The sequence below is a fragment of the Thermomicrobiales bacterium genome, from assembly GCA_041390825.1.
Taxonomy (GTDB): domain Bacteria; phylum Chloroflexota; class Chloroflexia; order Thermomicrobiales; family UBA6265; genus JAMLHN01.
Genome location: JAWKPF010000005.1, coordinates 1 through 18579, shown reverse-complemented (window position 1 = coordinate 18579; position 18579 = coordinate 1). Strand labels below are relative to the sequence as shown.

Annotated in this window: 21 protein-coding genes and 2 riboswitches; of the genes, 10 read left to right on the top strand and 11 right to left on the bottom strand. The window is 62.6% G+C overall.

The window, feature by feature from the left end:
• Nucleotides 1–108 precede the first annotated feature (108 nt).
• The gene (locus R2855_01275; GenBank protein MEZ4529635.1) at nucleotides 109–1158 is read right to left on the bottom strand and encodes a prenyltransferase/squalene oxidase repeat-containing protein; all 1050 of its coding nucleotides are present in this window, start codon (nucleotides 1156–1158) and stop codon (nucleotides 109–111) included.
• Nucleotides 1159–1183: 25 nt separating this feature from the next.
• Nucleotides 1184–1326: riboswitch (cobalamin riboswitch) on the bottom strand.
• A gap of 136 nt (nucleotides 1327–1462) precedes the next feature.
• Here R2855_01275 and R2855_01270 point away from each other — a divergent pair.
• From R2855_01270 to R2855_01260, 3 genes are read left to right on the top strand one after another with little or no spacing between them, the layout of a single operon-like run.
• On the top strand, nucleotides 1463–2308 hold the full coding sequence (locus R2855_01270; protein MEZ4529634.1) for a sulfite exporter TauE/SafE family protein: 846 nt from the start codon (nucleotides 1463–1465) through the stop codon (nucleotides 2306–2308).
• Nucleotides 2308–2667 (top strand): DUF1634 domain-containing protein, encoded by a 360-nt coding sequence (locus R2855_01265; GenBank protein MEZ4529633.1) that lies wholly within the window; start codon nucleotides 2308–2310, stop codon nucleotides 2665–2667. The genes R2855_01270 and R2855_01265 overlap by 1 nt, the downstream gene beginning before the upstream one ends.
• Nucleotides 2664–3440, top strand: a complete 777-nt coding sequence (locus tag R2855_01260; protein MEZ4529632.1) for a 5'-methylthioadenosine/S-adenosylhomocysteine nucleosidase — start codon at nucleotides 2664–2666, stop codon at nucleotides 3438–3440. The genes R2855_01265 and R2855_01260 overlap by 4 nt, the downstream gene beginning before the upstream one ends.
• A gap of 646 nt (nucleotides 3441–4086) precedes the next feature.
• Here the strand turns inward: R2855_01260 and rimM are convergent.
• The 3 genes from rimM to rpsP all read right to left on the bottom strand — a co-directional run bounded on the left by rimM (nucleotide 4087) and on the right by rpsP (nucleotide 5374).
• Complete coding sequence (rimM, locus tag R2855_01255; GenBank protein ID MEZ4529631.1) at nucleotides 4087–4578, bottom strand: ribosome maturation factor RimM; 492 nt, start codon at nucleotides 4576–4578, stop codon at nucleotides 4087–4089.
• Nucleotides 4579–4759: 181 nt separating this feature from the next.
• Nucleotides 4760–5017, bottom strand: a complete 258-nt coding sequence (locus R2855_01250) for a KH domain-containing protein (GenBank protein ID MEZ4529630.1) — start codon at nucleotides 5015–5017, stop codon at nucleotides 4760–4762.
• Nucleotides 5018–5083: 66 nt separating this feature from the next.
• Entirely contained in the window at nucleotides 5084–5374 is a 291-nt protein-coding gene (gene rpsP / locus R2855_01245) for a 30S ribosomal protein S16 (protein MEZ4529629.1), read from the bottom strand.
• Between the two features lie 253 nt (nucleotides 5375–5627).
• On the opposite strand from rpsP, the gene R2855_01240 reads away from it, so the two are divergent.
• Complete coding sequence (locus R2855_01240) at nucleotides 5628–7073, top strand: FGGY family carbohydrate kinase (GenBank protein MEZ4529628.1); 1446 nt, start codon at nucleotides 5628–5630, stop codon at nucleotides 7071–7073.
• Between the two features lie 12 nt (nucleotides 7074–7085).
• On the opposite strand, the gene R2855_01235 is transcribed toward R2855_01240, so the two are convergent.
• On the bottom strand, nucleotides 7086–7757 hold the full coding sequence (locus R2855_01235) for a class II aldolase/adducin family protein (protein ID MEZ4529627.1): 672 nt from the start codon (nucleotides 7755–7757) through the stop codon (nucleotides 7086–7088).
• Between the two features lie 170 nt (nucleotides 7758–7927).
• Here R2855_01235 and R2855_01230 point away from each other — a divergent pair, with 170 nt between their 5' ends.
• The 5 genes from R2855_01230 to R2855_01210 are packed head-to-tail and all read left to right on the top strand — an operon-like array spanning nucleotide 7928 to nucleotide 9730.
• A complete protein-coding gene (locus tag R2855_01230) occupies nucleotides 7928–8158 on the top strand; it encodes a hypothetical protein (GenBank protein MEZ4529626.1) in 231 nt (76 codons plus the stop codon).
• 15 nt (nucleotides 8159–8173) lie between these two features.
• Nucleotides 8174–8470, top strand: a complete 297-nt coding sequence (locus R2855_01225; protein MEZ4529625.1) for a hypothetical protein — start codon at nucleotides 8174–8176, stop codon at nucleotides 8468–8470.
• A gap of 11 nt (nucleotides 8471–8481) precedes the next feature.
• On the top strand, nucleotides 8482–8847 hold the full coding sequence (locus tag R2855_01220) for a cupin domain-containing protein (protein ID MEZ4529624.1): 366 nt from the start codon (nucleotides 8482–8484) through the stop codon (nucleotides 8845–8847).
• Complete coding sequence (locus tag R2855_01215) at nucleotides 8844–9512, top strand: SDR family NAD(P)-dependent oxidoreductase (GenBank protein ID MEZ4529623.1); 669 nt, start codon at nucleotides 8844–8846, stop codon at nucleotides 9510–9512. The genes R2855_01220 and R2855_01215 overlap by 4 nt, the downstream gene beginning before the upstream one ends.
• On the top strand, nucleotides 9509–9730 hold the full coding sequence (locus tag R2855_01210) for an SDR family oxidoreductase (protein ID MEZ4529622.1): 222 nt from the start codon (nucleotides 9509–9511) through the stop codon (nucleotides 9728–9730). The genes R2855_01215 and R2855_01210 overlap by 4 nt, the downstream gene beginning before the upstream one ends.
• A 205-nt stretch (nucleotides 9731–9935) precedes the next feature.
• Here the strand turns inward: R2855_01210 and R2855_01205 are convergent, their stop codons facing one another.
• From R2855_01205 to R2855_01190, 4 genes are read right to left on the bottom strand one after another with little or no spacing between them, the layout of a single operon-like run.
• Nucleotides 9936–10553 carry a nitroreductase family protein gene (locus R2855_01205; protein MEZ4529621.1) on the bottom strand — a complete coding sequence of 206 codons (618 nt, stop codon included), beginning with the start codon at nucleotides 10551–10553 and terminating at the stop codon, nucleotides 9936–9938.
• A gap of 47 nt (nucleotides 10554–10600) precedes the next feature.
• Complete coding sequence (locus R2855_01200) at nucleotides 10601–12172, bottom strand: ABC transporter substrate-binding protein (GenBank protein MEZ4529620.1); 1572 nt, start codon at nucleotides 12170–12172, stop codon at nucleotides 10601–10603.
• A 19-nt stretch (nucleotides 12173–12191) separates the two neighbouring features.
• The gene (locus R2855_01195) at nucleotides 12192–13097 is read right to left on the bottom strand and encodes an ABC transporter permease (protein ID MEZ4529619.1); all 906 of its coding nucleotides are present in this window, start codon (nucleotides 13095–13097) and stop codon (nucleotides 12192–12194) included.
• Nucleotides 13094–14032: an ABC transporter permease gene (locus tag R2855_01190; protein ID MEZ4529618.1), complete on the bottom strand. Its 939-nt coding sequence runs from the start codon at nucleotides 14030–14032 to the stop codon at nucleotides 13094–13096. Before R2855_01190 ends, R2855_01195 begins: the two co-directional genes overlap by 4 nt.
• Before the next feature lie 190 nt (nucleotides 14033–14222).
• Nucleotides 14223–14370, bottom strand: a riboswitch (FMN riboswitch).
• A gap of 231 nt (nucleotides 14371–14601) precedes the next feature.
• Between R2855_01190 and R2855_01185 the strand changes: the two genes are divergently transcribed.
• Nucleotides 14602–16551 (top strand): winged helix-turn-helix domain-containing protein, encoded by a 1950-nt coding sequence (locus R2855_01185; GenBank protein ID MEZ4529617.1) that lies wholly within the window; start codon nucleotides 14602–14604, stop codon nucleotides 16549–16551.
• A gap of 57 nt (nucleotides 16552–16608) precedes the next feature.
• Here the strand turns inward: R2855_01185 and R2855_01180 are convergent, their stop codons facing one another.
• Nucleotides 16609–16926, bottom strand: a complete 318-nt coding sequence (locus R2855_01180; protein MEZ4529616.1) for a YdhR family protein — start codon at nucleotides 16924–16926, stop codon at nucleotides 16609–16611.
• A gap of 29 nt (nucleotides 16927–16955) precedes the next feature.
• On the bottom strand, nucleotides 16956–17753 hold the full coding sequence (locus R2855_01175) for a class I SAM-dependent methyltransferase (protein ID MEZ4529615.1): 798 nt from the start codon (nucleotides 17751–17753) through the stop codon (nucleotides 16956–16958).
• Nucleotides 17754–18579 lie beyond the last annotated feature (826 nt).

Here is an 18579-nt window from a genome sequence, read left to right as displayed (position 1 = left end):
AGAAGCCAGATCCTCGATCCGGCTCCTCGCCACGTCAGGCGCTGAGCGCCTTGGCTACGTGCTGCCCCATTCTTCAGGGTGGTGGGCTGCTGCCGCCCCTGCATGCCGCTACCCGGCCGGAGTCGCCTCCGGCGTCGCCAGCACGGCCAGCTTCACCGGCAATGGGAACGCAACCCCCGCCACCGCTGGAATGGCCTGGGCTGTCGCGAACTGGTTGTCATCCGGCACTGAGCGCATATACGCGAACGCGCCACTCTCGTTCTGCATATCGAGCAGCGCGCCGAGCGCCTCGTCCAGCGCATCGGCCAGCGCCGGATCGCCACTCGCAATGAATGCCTGCAGCACCAGCGCGGTCGAATTCGCGTCCGACTCGGCGCCCGGTTGATAGGGATAGCCGCCGTCGTCGTTCGTCGCGCCAGCAAGGTACGCCAGACCGCGGTCCACCATTTCGTCGTGCACGCCGGCCGCGATCAAACCCATCACCATCTGAGCCGTAGTGTTGGTATCCCCTGCCCCTGCGGTGGTCGAACCGTCGAAGGCCCAGGAACCGTCCTCGATCTGGCTGTCCCGTGCCGCCTGAATTGCCGTATCGGGCACCGGCTCGCCAGTCGCCACCAGGGCCTGCAACCCAAGCGCATGGTCATACGGACCGAGGCCGATCATGCCCAACCCGGCCGCTACGATCACAATGGACATCGGGTCGACATTGTCGATATTGTGCGGATCCATACCGGCCGCAACCAACGCCATCGAGAGCTTCGCTGCCGCCCCCGGGCTGAACTGCGCGTACACAAGCGCCTGCGACTCCAGGTACTTCATTGCCGTTTCGAGATCGATATCGATGCCCACCTGCTGCGCGGACGCGAGCGCCAACACGGCATCGACCGTGGCCCCCGGATCGCTCTCTCCGGAAAAGCCGATGAAGCCGCCATCTTCAGCTTGCTGGGCCAGTAACCACTGAACCGCCGCCTCGACCGATTGCGTGTTGTCCTGCGCGGAAACTGGCGCGGCAAACGCAGACAGCACCAACGCGACCAGCAACACACCGGTCGCGGTCAGGCGGCGAATTTGCCTGGCAACAAAAAACCGCTCTTGCGAGCGGTGGATCGAATTTACGGGAACGTCTGAGTCGAATGACTCGGTGCGCGCCGTTTGCATTCCGTCCTCCCTCTCCTTCACGAAGGGCGCCGGAGCGAAATCGGGCAGGAAACCTGGCTCCGCCGGGCAGAACAACTACCTGGCGATACAGTTGCGGATCAGCGCCGGCATCTCACCGGCTTCCCCCTGCTGCGCTCGCGAAGAGCGCCCCGACTCGCACGGACCAGATTGTTAAAGCGCCGTCCATCGGCGACCTTTGCAGTATCCTCCGCCAAACTCACCTCGTCAAATCCCGGATCGCCGCTGACCGTGAAGCGCCGGATCGTGCGATAAATCAGCGAGATCGGCAAGGAGCCCCTGTTTCGTGGACTGGACGCAAGCAATCGAGCTCAGCATCGTCGCGGCCGGGGCCGCGGTGCTGGGTTCCATGCTCGGTCTGGGCGGCGGCGTCTTCCTGGTGCCCATCTTCACGCTCTTTTTCGGCATCGATCCCAAGCTGGCCATTGGCGCCAGCGCGGTGGCCGTCGTGACCAACTCGGTCGTTGGCTCGACCGTACACCTGAACTCCCGCTTCACGAATCTTCGGCTCGCTATGCTGCTGCAGGTGCCCACCGCCGCCGGCGCGCTCGTCGGAGCGCTCCTCGCGGTGCGCGCTCCGGACCGGATTCTCAATGCGCTGTTCGGGGCGGTCCTGACCTATGCAGCGGTCTCCATGTTCCTGCGCCGCAAGACCTCGCATGTCGACACCAGCGCCGATCCTGACCCAATGCTGCTGGGAGACACGTTTTTCGATCCGGCAACACAGCGGGAAGTCACCTATGTGCCTCGACAGGTCTACAAAGGCATGGGGATCAGCGGGCTTGCCGGCATGATCTCCGGCATGCTCGGCGTGGGGGGCGGGGTGATCCAGGTTCCCGCCATGAATCTGATCATGTCTATTCCCGTCAAAGCCGCCGCTGGCACGAGCGCGCTGATGGTCGGTATCACCGCGGTGGCAACATCGTTCGTCTTCTATTCCGACAACAAGATCGACCCGCACGTCGTACTGCCAGCCATGATTGGCATCATCGCGGGAGCGCAGATCGGCTCGCGCCTCACTCGCAAGGTGCGCACCGACCGCCTGATCATCGTTTTCGTGGTCGTCTTGCTCTATCTTGGAATGCGCCTCATTCTCGAAGCGCTGAACATCGAACTACCGAGTATTCGCTGATGACCGAGCAGCAGATTCCACGCGAAGACCTCATCTATCACAGCGCCGCCAAGGTGTTGCGCTATGGCTTTCTCATCTCCGCTGTGACGCTGGTGCTGGGCGCCGCCTGGTCGATCGTCGACCGGCACCCGCTGTCGACCGATGTCCTTCCGTTCCAGGACATTCCCGGAGCGCTGGCCGATGGCAATCCGTCGTCGCTGATCGATCTGGGCATCCTCTTGATGATGCTGACCCCGGTAGTGACGGTGCTCGTGATTGCCGTGGATTTCTTTCGTCTTGGCGAGCGCAAGTTCGTCACGTTGTCGCTGGGGGTGCTCGCCATCTTGATCACCTCCATCGTCATCTCATTGCTCAAATGAACATCGGAGTCGTCATCGCCATGTCGAGCGAGCGGGTGCAGCTCGACCCGCACGCAACGTCGCAGGTCACCGAGCAGCATGGGCCCTGGCGGGTCGACCGCTATGCCATTGGAGGACATGACGTCGTCGCCGTCACCTCCGGTATCGGCATGGCGAATGCCGCCGCAGGAACCGAATTCCTGATTCAAACCGAACACCCAGCGGCAATCGCGAACTTCGGCTGCGCGGGCGCGCACCGGCGCGATCTGCTCCCCGGCGATGTCATCATCGCAACCGAGGTCATCAATCACGCCCTGATGCAGGTCCTGCCCGATGGCAGCGAACGCTACACCGGCTATGCCACCGAATCCGAAGGTGAGCACCAGCACGGACTCGAGTTGAAACCCGATCCCAAACTGGTCGAGTTGGCCCAACAGGCCGCCGCGGCAAACTCACCGGAGCCCTGGCCACAGGAGCTCTACTGGCCTGCGTCCATGCCATACCGCTTGCCAAACGTCTATCTCGGACCAGTTGTTTCTGCCGACACATGGACCCAGGCGCATTCCCGGCTGGACATCCTGCACGACCGGCACGGTTCGCTCTGCGAAGAGATGGAAGCCGCCGCCGTCGGCCGTATCGCCGGATTGCACGGGATACCGACACTGTTCATCAAGGACATCTCGAACAACGAGTACCTGCGCGAGAGCGATCTGCAGGAGTTCTCTGACTTCCCGGTCGCCGAGGTTGGCAAGCGGGCTGCCGCGCTGCTCGCTCACACCATCGCGCTCCTCTAGCCCGGGCTTTTCGTATTCTCCGGTCACGCCCATTTCCTCACGTCGTCGCAGCCCTCCGTGCCTACCAACTTCCTCCTCACGCAGGCGCAGCCCTCCGTGCCTACCAACTTCCTCCTCACGTAGTCGCAGGCCTCTGTGCCTGCAGTCTGGCGCCAGGAGCAGCCACGGAGGGCTGCGGCTACGAGGTTTGGGGACAGGAGCCAGGAGCAGCAACTGAACAATCCGGCTGCCCAGACGCTTCGCTCCACGGAGGGCTGCCACTACGGGGTTTGGGGACAGTAGGAATCCAATCTGAACAATCCGGGCTGCCCAGACGCTTCGCTCTCAGAACTCCGTAGGCGCAGGCCTCTGTGCCCGCCAACCTCTTCCTCACGTAGTCGCAGGCCTCTGTGCCTGCTGACTGGCGGGAGCAGCCACGGAGGCTGCGGCTACAGGTTTGGGGACAGGAGCCAGGAGCAGCCACGGAGGGCTGCCACTACGGGGTTTGGGGACAGAAGGAATCCAATCTGAACATTCCGGGCTGCCCGGACGCTTCGCTCTCAGAATTCCGTAGGCGCAGGCCTCTGTGCCTGCCAATTTCGGCGAGAGGAGGCACGGAAGCCTACGGCTTCAAGTGGGCAGTGTGGGCGAGTGAACAGGTGACGAACTACAGGTAATCGAGCAGCCGCACCACCATGCGCTTCTCTGTCGGCACAATTTCCAGCACCGCTGTATCCGTGTTCGGCAGCAGGATATCCGGTCCGCTCTCCGGCCGAATGACGAAAACATCGCGCGAACCTGTCTCGATCAGATCGACAGTGGTGCCGATCTTCTGACCCGCCTCGTCGAATGCGGTCAACCCAATGAGCTGGTAGAGCAGGAACTCTCCCGCTTCCGGTGGAATCGCATCTCTGCCGGAAATGCGGATCGCCTGTCCCCGCAACTCGGCTCCTTCCTCCGGGGTCGTGATACCCCGCAGCTTGAGCAGCCAGTTCCCGGAATGGAACCGGGCATTCTGAACCTTGCGCGGTCGGGATTCTTCGCCGACGTAGACCGACGAGAGCGCTTCGAACTGCTCAGGTACGTCCGTCACCGGGCGGACCTTCAACTCGCCGACGACGCCGTGCGTGCCGACGATGATGCCGATCGTGAGAAACACACGATCGAGCGGCGTATCCGGTTCGGGTCCAGCGCTGTCGATGAGCGGTCCAGAGGGAGGCGGTGGCCGCCGTCGCGGAGCCCTGGAGGGCGCAGATTGCGCCGCCGCGGGTGAAGGGTCACGCTTCGGACGCACGGCAACCGGCGCCGCCCGGCGACGAGGTGTGCCCGGAGTGCTGGAACTATCCTTCGATGTCGAGGCTGGCACGGACGTTGTTGCGCGATCCGGTAATCATGACCAGCGTGCGCATCGCCTTGGCGATACGGCCCTGGCGGCCGATCACCCGGCCCATCGCCTCTTCCTTTACCTTCAGGGTCACATGCACCGAACCCCCGCGGCGTTCAGAGATGACCTCGAAATCGTCCGGAGAATCGACGAGCTCGCCCGCGATGTACTCGATGAGACCCTGAAGCTGCTGCTCGGGGGTTACAGCCGACATAATGCGCTCCGACGGTGAAGAACGAATACGTGTGAAAACGGGCGGCTCTCGCCGCCCGTGGAAGCCTTAGCTTGCGGCTGGCTTGGCGTGCTGGGCAGCGCGCTCGGCCTTGTCATCCGGGATGAGCCCCAGGTTGCGCAGCAGAATGTGCACGGTCTCGGTCGGCTGAGCGCCAACGCTAAGCCAGTACGCGGCGCGTTCCTCGTTCACCTTGAGGGTGGCCGGCTCGGTCAGCGGGTCATAGAACCCGATCTGCTCGATGATGCGGCCGTCGCGCTTCGAGCGGCTGTCGGCCGCCACGATGCGATAGCTCGGGCGCTTCTTGGCTCCCATGCGGCGAAGACGAAGTTTGATCACGAACGACTCCAGTTCGAATATCGAAAAGCTCAACAAACTCAAAGGAGGCTCGTCCGAAGACCGTGGCAGTAAACACGTGATGAGGCGAGCACAACCAAAACGCACCGCTTCCGCAGTGCGAACCGGGCAATTCTGACATGAAGGAGCAGAAGGGTCAACTTGCAGGGACAGCAGCCTCGCGTAGGGCAATACGAGATGTTCACGCGCGCCTGAACGCGCGCGGTATCTGACCCGGAGCTTCTACAATGCCCGCATGATCCTCATCGGTGTCGAAGCTGGTTCCACCTCGGTCCGCGCGACCGCGTTCGACGAACGCGGCCAGATCGTGTCGGCTGCCGCGCGTGCGCTCACCCCCATCTCGCCCCATCCGGGGTGGGCCGAGCTCGAACAGTCCGCAGTGTTCGCTGCCGTCGGCCAGGCAATTCAGGAACTGAAACCGAATCTCCCCGAAACACCCGAGCTGCTCTGCCTGACCGCCCCAGCCGACGGTCTCTGGCTCCTGGAGCGAGACGGCGCCCCGGCGCGGCATGCCATTCTGTCCACCGACCGACGAGCAAGCCCGTATACCCAGGAGTGGGCGGGCACCGGAATTCTCGCTGGAGTCTTTCGTCGCGCAGGATACGCGCTTGCGCCCCAAACGCAGGCCGCGCTCTTGCGGTGGCTCATCGATCACGAACCAGCATCCATCGAGCGATCCGCGACCGCGTTCTCCTATAAAGACGCGCTTCTCTTTCGGCTGACCGGCGCCCGGGCCACCGATATCACCGACGCGTCGGCGCCGTTTCTCGACATCCGCTCGCGCGTCTACGACGAAGAGCTCATCGATCTGCTCCGGCTTCGGACAGTGCGGGCGATCCTGCCGGAACTCGATGTCGCCACTGGTTCGCTTTGGCCCTTGAGCAATGCGGGCGCGGATCTGACCGGGCTCCCAGCTGGCCTGGCAGTGCATGCGGCGCCATTCGACGCGATCGCGGTCGGTCTGGCCGCCGGTTTGCAGGGCACCGGTGACGCGTTCATCATCCTGGGACCGCAACTGCTCACCGGCGTGCAGATCGAGCGCCTGGAATTGAACGGTTCCCCCGCCGGACGCACCGTCTGCTTGCCACGGTATGACCGCTGGATTCGGCTGTTGACGTCGGCCAGCGGAATGACACTGCTCGACTGGCTACTGCCGCTGGTATCCGTCACCTATGCCGGACTCGACGCAGTTTTGAAACGTACGCCACCGGGATCCAATGGTGCGTCGATCATCCCGTCCTTCTCCGAGGGGGGCGAAACAGCGCCATATCTCGACTCCGCCGCGCGCGGTGTCATCGCCGGGCTATCGACCGCAACCACCAAAGACGACCTCGCTCGCGCGTCATGCGAAGCCCTGGCGCTCCAGGCGCGTGCTTGCATCGCTTCGTCTGAACTGCCGCTTGGCGTGGTCACCCTCACCGGTGGCGGCTCGCGTGCTCCTGCCTTTCGCCAGCTCCTGGCCGACGTCCTCGGCGTTCCACTCCATATCGCGCCACAACCAGAAACTGCCGCCCGCGGCGCGGTGATCGCCGGAATGCTTGCTGCCGAGATTCCCTACGATCACGTCGCCTGGACCGCTCCAACCGCCGAAGTCACCCCAGATCCCGCAACCGTCGCTATCTACAACGACCTCTACGCCCGCTACGCCGCCGAACAGCTCGCGATCCGAACCCGGAGCTGACGACGTCTCTCCTCACCCCTCGTTCCGCGGCTGTCCATATCCCGCATTGAACCGCTCGGTCATTTCATCGATGAGTTCTTCCGGCACCAGGTTGGGCTCGCGGCCGCCATTTGCGGCCAACGCCTGAACATAGACCTCAGCCGCTTCCTCGACCAGCATCGAATAGAGCAACGCCTGATCGAAACTCTGCCCAAAGGTAATCAGCCCATGGTTGCGCATGATGACCGCGCGGGACGCAGGCGTCATCACCTCGACAACACTCAGACCGATATCATCGAGCGCGGTCAACCCATAGCGCGTCACTGGCACGCGCGCGCCAACCACAAGGGATGTCTCAGTAAGAATCGGTGGAAGGTAGGACCGAATCGTGCTCACCACCGTCGCGTAGTGCGAATGGGTATGCACGATGGCATCGACATGATCGAATTGCCGCATCACCATGGTGTGCATCGGCGTCTCGGAACTCGGCCGGCGGCGCCCCTCGACGATGTTGCCGTCCAGGTCGACGATCACCACATCCTCGATCGTCGTTTCCGGATACGGGATCCCGCTGGGCGAAATCGCGATCAATCCGGTCGCGCGGTCGCGCTCGCTGAAATTGCCGGCCGTGCCATGCACGATGCCCCGCCGCAACGCCTCCATCCCGGTTTCGACGATCCTGCGCCGCTGCGCCTCGAGCAACATCTCCGTCCCTCCGCCTGAGCTTGCGCTAAACCCGCGCATTGTGACCCATCGACGACAACTGCAGCGCGGGTACTGGTTTGCACTGCCCCTGATGCCGGGATAGGATTATCCCAGCGGTTGACGCCTCGCGGCGCAACAGACGCTCCTGTTCCAGTGAAACGAGCCGGCCCGTGGCCCATGCCCGAATCGTATCAGTCGCCATGACCGTCATCGGTCTGTTGCTGGTCGGGGCTGCAGCCGTCGCCGATCTGAGTCCGATCGTGACGCTGACCGGCATGCTCCTCTTCGTGGCGGGAACGGTGAAGATCGCCATGATCGCGATCTGGAAGTCGTTCTTTTCGATCCCCGTCGATGCCCCCGCCCAATCCGATGGACCGCCGCCTGCTGGCGGACCGAAGTAAGGGAAGGTGTGAGCGATGGCGAGTCCGTATAACGACGATGCGAAACAACGGGCCAATCGCGCCCGTCAGGTGATTTCCGGCAGCGATATTCGCCCGCCGAGCCCCTCTGCGCCCTACCCTGGCGCTCCTCAGCGCTATGTCTCCTATGAAGAAGAGGGGCCGATGTCGAGCCCGCAGTGGATCTACCTTGGGATCCTTGCCGCGCTGCTCGCATTGGCGATCATTCTCTACCTCGTCTTCGGTGGCGGCGTTTCCAGTGTCTTCTTCTTCCTGCTCGCGCTGGCGCTCTTCTGCGGCTGGTTCGTCTTCTGACACAGAAACCGATGTCCGATCCGTCTGCCATCGACTGGAGCGCGATCCCGGTCGAGCATCCGCTCGCCGGCATCACCCGACAGACCATCCACGGCGAGAATCAGACGCTGGTGCGCTATGTCTACCAGCCCGGATCGGTCTTTCCCGTTCATCAGCACCCCGAGGAACAGATCACCATCATTCTTGGCGGCTCGATCGACTTCACGGTCGACGGCGCGCCGCTCACGCTGTCGGCAGGTGATGTCGCGCTTATCCCGGCCAACGTTCCGCACGGCGCAACGGTGACCGGGCGCGAAATCGTCGAGACTTTGAATACAATGGCGCCACGACGGGTTTCGGCTCCCATGGGCCGCGCGGAGAATGAGGGCAGCGCGTGAGCGAAGACGATTCCAGACGACGGCTGCGCCTCGTGCGTCCGGGCGAAGAACCTCCAGCCACTGCCGCCGCGCCGCCGCCAGCCGCTCGGCCGGGCATGCCCTTTCCCTATCCACCCGGCATCTTCGCAAACATGTTCGATCTCACCGGGAAGACCGCGCTCATCGTCGGCGGCGGAGGCGGCCTCGCGCGCGCGATCGCCAGCGCCATGGCGGACTTCGGCGCGCGCATCGCCATTGCCGATCTCAATCTGGACAATGCGGAGATAACCGCCGCGGCGTGTGACCGACCGGGTATGGACGCGATGGCCGCGATGCTCGATGTCACCGACCCGGACATGGTCGAAGACGTCATTTCACAGATCGACGAACTCACCGGCGGGATCGATATCCTGCTGAACGGCGCCGGGATCACCATTCGCAAGCCAGCGGTCGACTTCACCCCGGAAGACTGGATGGCAGTGATCAACACCAATCTTTCCGGCGTCTTTTATGTCACGCAGGCAGTTGGCCGCGGCATGATTCAACGGGGATATGGCCGGATTCTCTCGATCGGGTCGGTCTCCAGCCTGCTCGGCCACCCGGAGAACGCGCCCTATGCAGCCGCAAAGGGCGGAATCGCGATCATGACCAAATCCTTCGCCACCGAATGGGCTCCCTTTGGGTGACCGTGAATGCCATCGGACCGGCGTACACCCAGACCGAACTCACCCGCAACATCCTGGCCGATCCGCAAGTCCAGGCCAAACTCGTCAGCCGAATCCCCACCGGCCGCTTCGGTTTGCCCGAAGACCTGGTCGGAGCCTCGGTCTTCCTCTGCTCAGAGTCGGCCCGGTTCGTCACCGGACAAACCCTCTATATCGACGGCGGCTTCACCGCCGATTGACCCCGGATGCCGGGCTGCTCCCACCAGGAGATTCCTCGACAAGCTCGGAATGACGGAAGCCTGGTCATCCCGACCGCCCCTTCCGTCATCCCGACCGAAGCGGAGGGATCTCTCTATCGTTCCCACACAACCGCGCGTCCTTCCCGGATGCCAAGCTGCGCGCACCAAGAGATTCCTCGGCAAGCTCGGAATGACGAGGATCGCGTCACTCCCATTGCACGATGAGCGCATTCACCGGCATGCGGGCGCGACGCACCGGATCCTTTGCGGCCTTCCCCACCGGCAACAAGGCATGCGGGATCAACTTTGGGTCCAACCCCAGAAAACCCGCCACGACATCGGGACAAAAGAGCGGCGCGCACATCCAGCCAGCATCGAATCCGGACGCGTAGACCGACAACAGGAAGTTCTGGATCGCGGACCCAATACTCTGGATCGCCATGATTCGTTCCGCTTCCTGCCGGTCTGGATCGGGATAGACATCGAGATCCGCGAGGTAAAGGCATGGAATCACCAGCACCGGCGCCTCGATCAAACGCTGCTTGCTCTTCTCCAACCGGATACGCACGATCTCCTCATCCTGCCCGTCGAGCCGCAGTTGCTCATCCCAGGTTGCGGCCATCGCCTCGGCCAGCCCGCGCCGCCGTTCGGGAGCTTCCACCACTGCAAATCGCCACGGCTGCCGCCCGTGGGGAGACGGCGCCCAACCAGCAGCCGCGATGGCATCACGCACGACGGTGGATGGCACCGGGTCGGACAAGAACGCCCGCACCGACCGCCGTCCGCGAATCACGGTCCCGAGTTCTTGCTCCCGCTCGCTCACATTCGCTCCAACGTCCTGTTCTGAGCACAAGCTCCCGGCGAGATCGATCAACCGCGATACGTGGCGATCAGATACTCATCTGCCCGCGGCGACCAAGGGGGCGTACCCTCGGCCACACCGTAGATCGCGGTCAGGTCATAGAGATAGATCGCGGCTGGATTGTCGTGCATCTCCTTGCCCAGTTCCCTACCGATCGAAGCGCGCAGCGCTGGATCGGGCTCGTTGGCAAACCGGTCGATGAGTTCCTGTGTCGTGGGATCATCGAATCGGGAGAGAAACCCGGTGTTGGAAAACATCAAACTCAGCAGCGTGTAGGGATCGAACAACGGACGCCACGAAATCAGGCGCAAGTCGGCGGCATCGGCGGCCGCGCCACTCCATTGATCGGGCGCATTGAAGACTGCCAGTTCCTTTTGCGTGACCTCGACCTCGATGCCGACTTCCCCCAGCATCCCGGCAACCGCCTGCGCAATATCCAGGCGCTCGGTGGCGGAAACATCCATCGTGGTCGAAAAACCGTCGGGATACCCGGCAGCCGCCAGCAGCTCCTTCGCCATGTCGGGATCGTAGGCATAGGGTGACAGATTCGCGTCATAACCCATGCTGCTCGGCACGAAGACATTCGCCAGTGGCGCGCCATTCCCACCAAGCAATGCGTCGACAATGGCCGGCACATCCACCGCGAAGTTCAGCGCCGCACGCACTTGCGGATCGGTGAACGGTTCGACCGTATTCGGCACGCGCACGAAAACGCTCCCCGAAACCTGCTGCGCAATCACCTGTTGGCCGCCGTCTTCGACCGCGCTCACCTGATCGACCGGCACACCCTGCACGAGCTGCGCGTTCCCTGACAGCAGATCGGCCACCCGCGTCGTGGCGTCCGGCACGAAGCGATAGGCCACCGCATCGGCAATCGGAACGCCTTTGGGGCTGTCGGTGAAGTAGTGCTCGTTGGCAGTGAGCGCGATCTCCTCGCCTGCCGACCACCCGCCGAACACATACGGTCCGGTTCCGACCGGGTTGCGGGCAAAGTCATTGCTGGCCGCATACTCCGGCGGCAGCACGGCCAACCAGGCGGCTACTTGCGCTGGCAACCAGGGAGCCGGCTGCGAGAGCGTCAACTCGAAGTTGAGTTCGTCGATTTCGGTCAACGATTCGATGACGGCGAAGTTCGCGCGCACCTGCGACGCGGTTTCCTCCGCGGTCAGATGCTCGAGCGAGAACTTCACCGCGGCGCTGGTCAACGGCTCGCCATTGTGGAAGGTGATGCCGGGTCGCAGCGTGACAGCGATGGTCGTTGGCGAGGTCCATTCCCATCGCTCGGCCAGCAACAGCTCCAGATTGCCATCATTGTCGAATTGCAGCAGCGAGTCGTACACCGAATGCACGATCGACCATCCAGTCGGTGCATAGGTAAGGGCTGGGTCGAGGGTGTCCGGCTCCGAGCTGAGGTCGATGGTCAGCGAGGCCGACCGGGCAATGGCTGAGGCTTCCGGGGTTTGCGCCGACACGCGGGTTTGCGTGAGCACGGCCGCTCCCAGCCCCATTCCCAGCGCCCCGAGCAACTGTCGCCGGTTCAGGTTCCAATCGTCGACTGTTCGTATCCAATGTTCACCCATAGTTCGTTCCTTTCGTCGATTACAAAAGCGGCGCCGCCTGCCGCGTTCCAAACCATTCGCCGATCAAATGAAATCCAAGTACGGCTAGCGCGATGAAGCACCCTGGCACGACCGGCACCCACCAGGCGGTGAGCATCGTTTCGCGTCCATCGGCCACCATGCGTCCCCAGGTGATAGCGTCGACTGGCATCCCCAGACCGAGATAGCTCAACGCCGCCTCGAACAGGATCACCGCCGCCATCTGCTGCGTCGCCAGGACCGCGACCGTGCCGGCCAGGTTCGGAAGCACGTGCCGCCGAATAATCCAGAGTCGGCTCCCGCCGATCGATCGGCTCGCTTCGACAAACTGCGTCTGACCCAACGCACGCGCTTGCAACCGCACAACGCGCTGATACGCAACCCATCCGGTCGAAAGCAGCACCAGGAAGACCAGTAAAAAACCAGGGTCGAACAATGCGGACGCCGCAATGGCAACCACCACCACCGGCAGCGCGATCTGGACATCGACCATGAATCCAATCACGCGGTCGATGCGCCCAGGTCGTAGTCCGCCCAGCAGACCGAGCAGTGTGCCGATGACGAGGGATGCGAGCGAGACCGCCACTGACAAGAACAGCGTGATCCGGCAACCGGCAAGCACGCGCGCCAATTGGTCACGTCCGAGTTGATCGGTTCCCAACGGATGCTCCCAGGTTCCCCCGAAGAAAGCCAGAGGCGCGAGCCGATCGCGCAATACCTGTTTGTCTGGGTCGCCTGCAACCATCGGTCCGAACAATGCCAGGATCGTCAACAGCGCAACGATCGCGAGTCCAACCCAGGCTCCCGCCGGATAGCGCGGCAGCGCGCGCCTCCGCCTGGGTTCGTCCGCCGCGACGGGAGCGTCGGATCGCGCGAACGCCGGCCGCATGGCATTGGTGGGCATCATTGGAATGCCCCCGAGACCGCCGCTTCCCGCAAGCGAGGATCGACTGCCAGGGCAACAGCATCGGCCGCGAGATTCGCCAGCACGATCAGCACGGCAACCACTGCCACGAACGCCTGAATGACCGGCAGGTCCCGGCTGGCGACCGATTGCATCGCGAGTTGTCCAATGCCCGGCCAGGCGAAGACGACTTCGACCGCAATCGCCCCGGCAACCAGGAATCCGCCAACGAGTCCCGCATAGGCGATCGTCGGCAACAACGCGTTTCGCGCGATATGCCGCCAAAGCACAGCTCTCCCCGGAAGACCTTTCGCGTTCGCCGTGCGCACATAGTCCGCACGCGCCACATCCGCCACCGATACCCGCACGATGCGCATCAGGGTTGCGGTGGGGAACGCGGCCAGCGCCAACGCTGGCAAGATCAGTGAGTCGAAACCACTCCGGCCAGACGATGGCAACCATCCAAGCCGCACGCTGAACAACAGGATCAACACCGTGCCCAGCCAAAAGGCGGGAAACGCTTGTCCCAGCACGCCGACACCGCTGGCCAACCAGCCGATCGGGCGACTGCTGCGCGATCCCGCCAGCACTCCAAGCGGAATCGCGATGATGAGCGAAAGGAGGAATGCCGTGCCGGTCAGAACCAATGTCGCGCCGAGGCGTTCCAGCACCAACGCCATGGCCGGTTGCTGCGTGCGCCATGAAGTCCCGAAATCGCCCACGGCCGCATGCCGCATGTAGTCGAGATACTGCTCCGGCAGCGACTCGTCCAGCCCGAACTTGGCGCGCAGCGCGGCTACATCGGCCGGATCGCTCCCGGGCGGAATCAACGCATCGGCCGGGTCGCCGGAAAGCTGCAACATCAGGAAGACGATGCTCATGGCAGTCGCCACCACGAGCACCGTGTACAGGATTCGAGTTGCAAGCGATCGCGCCATCTGCGAGCGATTCCATTGGGCGTCGAATGGCATATCCATTCGCGCTGGCATACGACGATGCCTTCGGAATCGCCACGCGCGCCTTCGGCCATCCGCGGGGCAACAAAAACGCCCGCAACGGCTGGCCGTCGGGCGTGGAACGATTTCAAGGGATTCGCAATACCGAGCCAGGCGGACCGCCGGCTCGCAATTGCGCCTTCTCCCATCCGGACTCTACCGTCGGCTCCGGAATTTCACCGGATCGTGCAACTGGTGCAACCAGCCGCTCGCGGGCTTTCACCGCCGGTCGGGACTTGGCCGTCATAGCACGCGGCCTCACCCAAACCCCGAAGGCTTATTTCTCGTAAGTCTATCGCACGATCCTGCGAAACGCTAGAGGGCTATGCTCGGTGCGCGACTTCTGGAGCTCGAGTCGACTTGCTACCGTTCCAATAGATTCGAGACCAGAATTCTGTGCGCGCCCGTCGTCGCCATCCCAACTGTCTCGATCAATCTGCCCATCGTGCACATGCGGCCCCGTATGATTGATCCCAGACTGTTCGTCGAACGCGCAGGTGTCGACTTGACCGATGACCCAATCGATCGCCGCTCGCATCGCTGAGAACCGTGCCCGCTCGCTTGCCGGGCGCGACTCCGAACGCATGCGACTGGCGGCCATGTGCGCTCCGGGCCATGCGCCAGTCTGGTTCCTGCACGGCATCACAGGCATCGGGAAAACGACCCTCGCTCGAGTCGCGGCGGACGATCTGAGGACTTCGGGCGCGAGGGTTGTTTGGATCGACTGCCGATCGATACCGCCGACTCGGGCTGCCTTCGCCGATGCTGTCTCCGCGCTGCTTGGGGTCGACGCCACCGACACTGCCAGCTTGTCTGCGCACGTCATGCAGAGCGAGCAACCGGTGGTGTTGATACTCGACGAATTCGAGTCTTTTCGCTTGCTGGAGACGTGGCTGCGTCAGGAGTTCGTTCCCACGCTGCCAGAAACGGCGCGCATTGTGTTTGTGAGTCAACTCCCACCTTCCATCGGTTGGACCACATCAATGGAATGGCATGGGCTGATCGAGGTGATGGAGCTCGGACCGCTCGACCGCGAAACCACCCGTTCGATTTTTCGTCAAGCAGGGTTCACCGATACTGCTGCGACCACACTCGCTCGCCTGACGCGCGGAAATCCATTGGGAATCCAACTCGCACTGAGCGCCAGTACGAATCACAGCGAAATCGAGCTTGCGGAGACCACCGTACCGCGCACGGTCGAGGCGCTCACGCACCGATTTCTGGACACGCTTCCCGATCCAGAGAATAGAGACGTTCTCGAGGCTGCGGCCTTGGTGCGCCGCGCTACTCGTCCGATGCTCGCGGCGTTGCTGCCGCATCACGACCCGATGGTTGCCTATCGATGGCTTTCCCAGCTTCCGTTTGTCGATTCCGGGGTCGACGGTCTCGGTCTGAACGACGCGGTGCAAAACGCGATCGCCGGGCACCTGCGCACAAGCGACCCTCAGCGATTCCGGTCGTTGCGCTGGTCCGCATGGAACGCCCTCAAGGGAGAGCTTCGCACCGCGCAGCATTCGGATCTCTGGCGGCTGACTGCTGATCTCCTGTATCTGATCGAGAATCCCGTCCTACGTGAGGGGTTTTTTCCAACCAACAGCTCCACAGCCATCGTCGAACCCGCCAAGGCCGCCGACACTGGCGAGATCCTGTCGATCGTTGTTCGCCACGGAGGCCGAGCCGCTGGCGAATCGATCTCCGCGCTGCTGGATCGCGCTCCCGAGATGTTCTTCGCGGTTCGCACCCTTTCCGAACCGGTTGCAGGGTGCATGGCTATCACTCGTTCGGACATGCTTGCGCCCGATATCGGCCAATCCGATCCCATTCTCGCCGTCTGGTCGAGTCACTTGCGGCGCAACCCGCTTCCCAATCATCAGCGCGCCATCTTTTGCCGTGAAGCGCTCGGCGCTCAACGAGGCGAGCGGCCATCGGAGGCGCTGGCTGCTACCTGGATCGAAGCCAAGCGACTCTACGTGGAGATGCGGCCGGCGCTCGGCCGCACGTATGTCGTCGTCCGCGATCTGGACCTCGCCCTGCAGTCGCTTGGCGATCTCGGGTTCCGACATGTCCCTGCGTGTGATATCGATCTCGGCGGAATCGTGCACCATACGCTTGTACTCGACTTCGGACCCGAATCGTTCGAAGGCTGGCTCGGGCAGCATCTCGCTCTCGAACTTGCCGGCGAGGACGACCTCCTCGACGCTGCGTCCCGCACGCTCCGCCTGGACGATCAGCAGATCACACTCTCGCGACTGGAATACGCGGTCATGCGCTATCTCGTCGACCGGCCCAATCAGGTCGTGTCACGCGATCAGCTCCTTCTGGAGGTTTGGGGGATCGACTACGCCGGCGGGAGCAATGTCGTCGATGTCGTGATCCGCGCTCTCCGCCAGAAACTCGGAGATCGACGCGCCGTGATCCAGACCGCGCATGGGGTCGGATATCGCTACGTCCCGCCGACTTAGCGCATCGACCCGGAGCCCTGAACGGGCTCCGGGTCGATCGATTGGATAACTGACCCGCTACGCGATGGCCAGTTCGTGGGGAAACGTAATCGAGGTTGCGGGTTCGATCGTGTCGAACACTTCTATCGAGAGATCCTCGAAGAGTCCCGAGTTGCGAATCCCTTGACCGATCTCCGAGCCAAGATATGCCTCGATCGATTCGCGGTCGGTGAAGATGTAGGCTCCTCCATAGACTCCGTCTTCGTCGTTGGCGAGCCATGCCTTCTGCACGAGACCTGGCGCTTGCGCCACCGTAGGCGCCACCTTCTCCGTCATTGCCAAATAGTCGGACGCCGATATTCCAGCCAATCTGAAACGAATCACAAGTACGTTCATTTTCGTATTGCCTCTCTTTGCTTTTCGACTTACCACTTGCCAGCGTACGGCCATCCATGACGGCCTTCAGTCCACCGTTCCGGCTCTGCCCGAAGCGAGAAAAAGATGTGCAGCGGATCGTTCGGGATATCCAGGCGATCGACCCTGCTGAACCCGGCCTCCGCCGCGAAGGCGCGGAAGCGCCGCTCGCCCATGCATGTCCCTGTTCCAACTCCGCCTTCCGCGAGCGCGGTCGTCATGCAGAAATTGAGACTAGCCGAATAGCCAAAGGCTCCCAGCCCAAATGGATGTGCGATGTTGTCCTCCAGGTCGCTATAGAGATTGAACTCCAGCACAAAGAACGTTCCACCAGGGGCGAGCGCCTTGCGAATGGCGGTCATGGCCGGGACCGGTTGCGCCAGATCGTGCACCACGTCATGGCACGTGATGAGGTCAAAGCTCCCTGGAATCCCGCTGGCCGCATCGCCTTGCAGGAAGGTGATACGATCGCCAACGTCCGCCATCTCCGCATTGGCGCGCGCCTGCTCCAACACCGGCGCATGCACATCGAATCCGACCAGGCGCGCAGTTGGAAAGGCCTTCGCGACCTCGATCAACGCCCGGCCATTGCCGCACCCGACATCCGCCATGGATCCACCATTGCGTAGCTTCGACACGACACCGGGCAACGCGGGAAGCCATTCTTGCACCAGGCGGTTCACAAAGGCGGGACCGCTGGCCAACTCGAAACCGCAATTCCACTCCTCGCCGAAGTTCTCCCGGTGCACCCCGCCGCCGGTGACAAACGCTTGTTGCAGCTGATCTACGTTCTTCCAGAAGTCCGGCATGAGCAGGGCGAATCCCCCCACAAAGAACGGGTTGGTTTGATCCACAAGACACGCTTGTTGCTCGGGTGACATCCAGAATTGACGTGTAGCCGGTTCGTAGTCCAGGAATCGGTCGCACGCCATAGCAGCGAGCCATTCGATGGCGTAGCGCTCATCGATTCCTGCCGCAGTTGCCAGCGACTGGGCCGTCAGCGGTCCCTCGCTTGCTACTGTCGCGAACAAACCGAGCCGCTGCCCAATGGCGTGCAATGTCCCCATTTGCGTGGCAGTTGCATCGGTCAGCACCTTCATTGCGATGCTCTGTGCCCGTTGACTATCGAACAATTCCGCAGACATTGTGTGTGCTCCATTACTGCTACATCACCTATTCACCTTCGAGCCTCGCGCGCGGCCCACGATCACAATAGACGTGCCGGGAGGGCGGGTGATGATGAACTTATGAGAAGAACATGAGAATTCGAGGCTGGGGAATAAACCGCACCGATTGATCCGTATTCACGCGCACCGCGCGGATTCCTCCCGAACTCCAAAGAATGCGCCTTCGACGATCTGCAGGGCGATTGAGCCGAATAGCAGATAGCGAACCCGCGAACCTTTGCCTGAGTTCCATCTTCGTGCGCAGTCTGTGGGCACTCCACCCAAGGCAGCCAACAAGACAGGCGGGGCCCATGCCCCGCCTGCTCCATCGAACGAGTGAGTTAGTTGCCCGCCGGCCGACGGCGTTTCGCTACTTCGACCACTTGAGCTTCGGAATCACCTTCTCGCCATACGTCTTGATGAACGGTTCCTGATTCCGGTTCACATTGTGGACATAGATCTCGTCGAA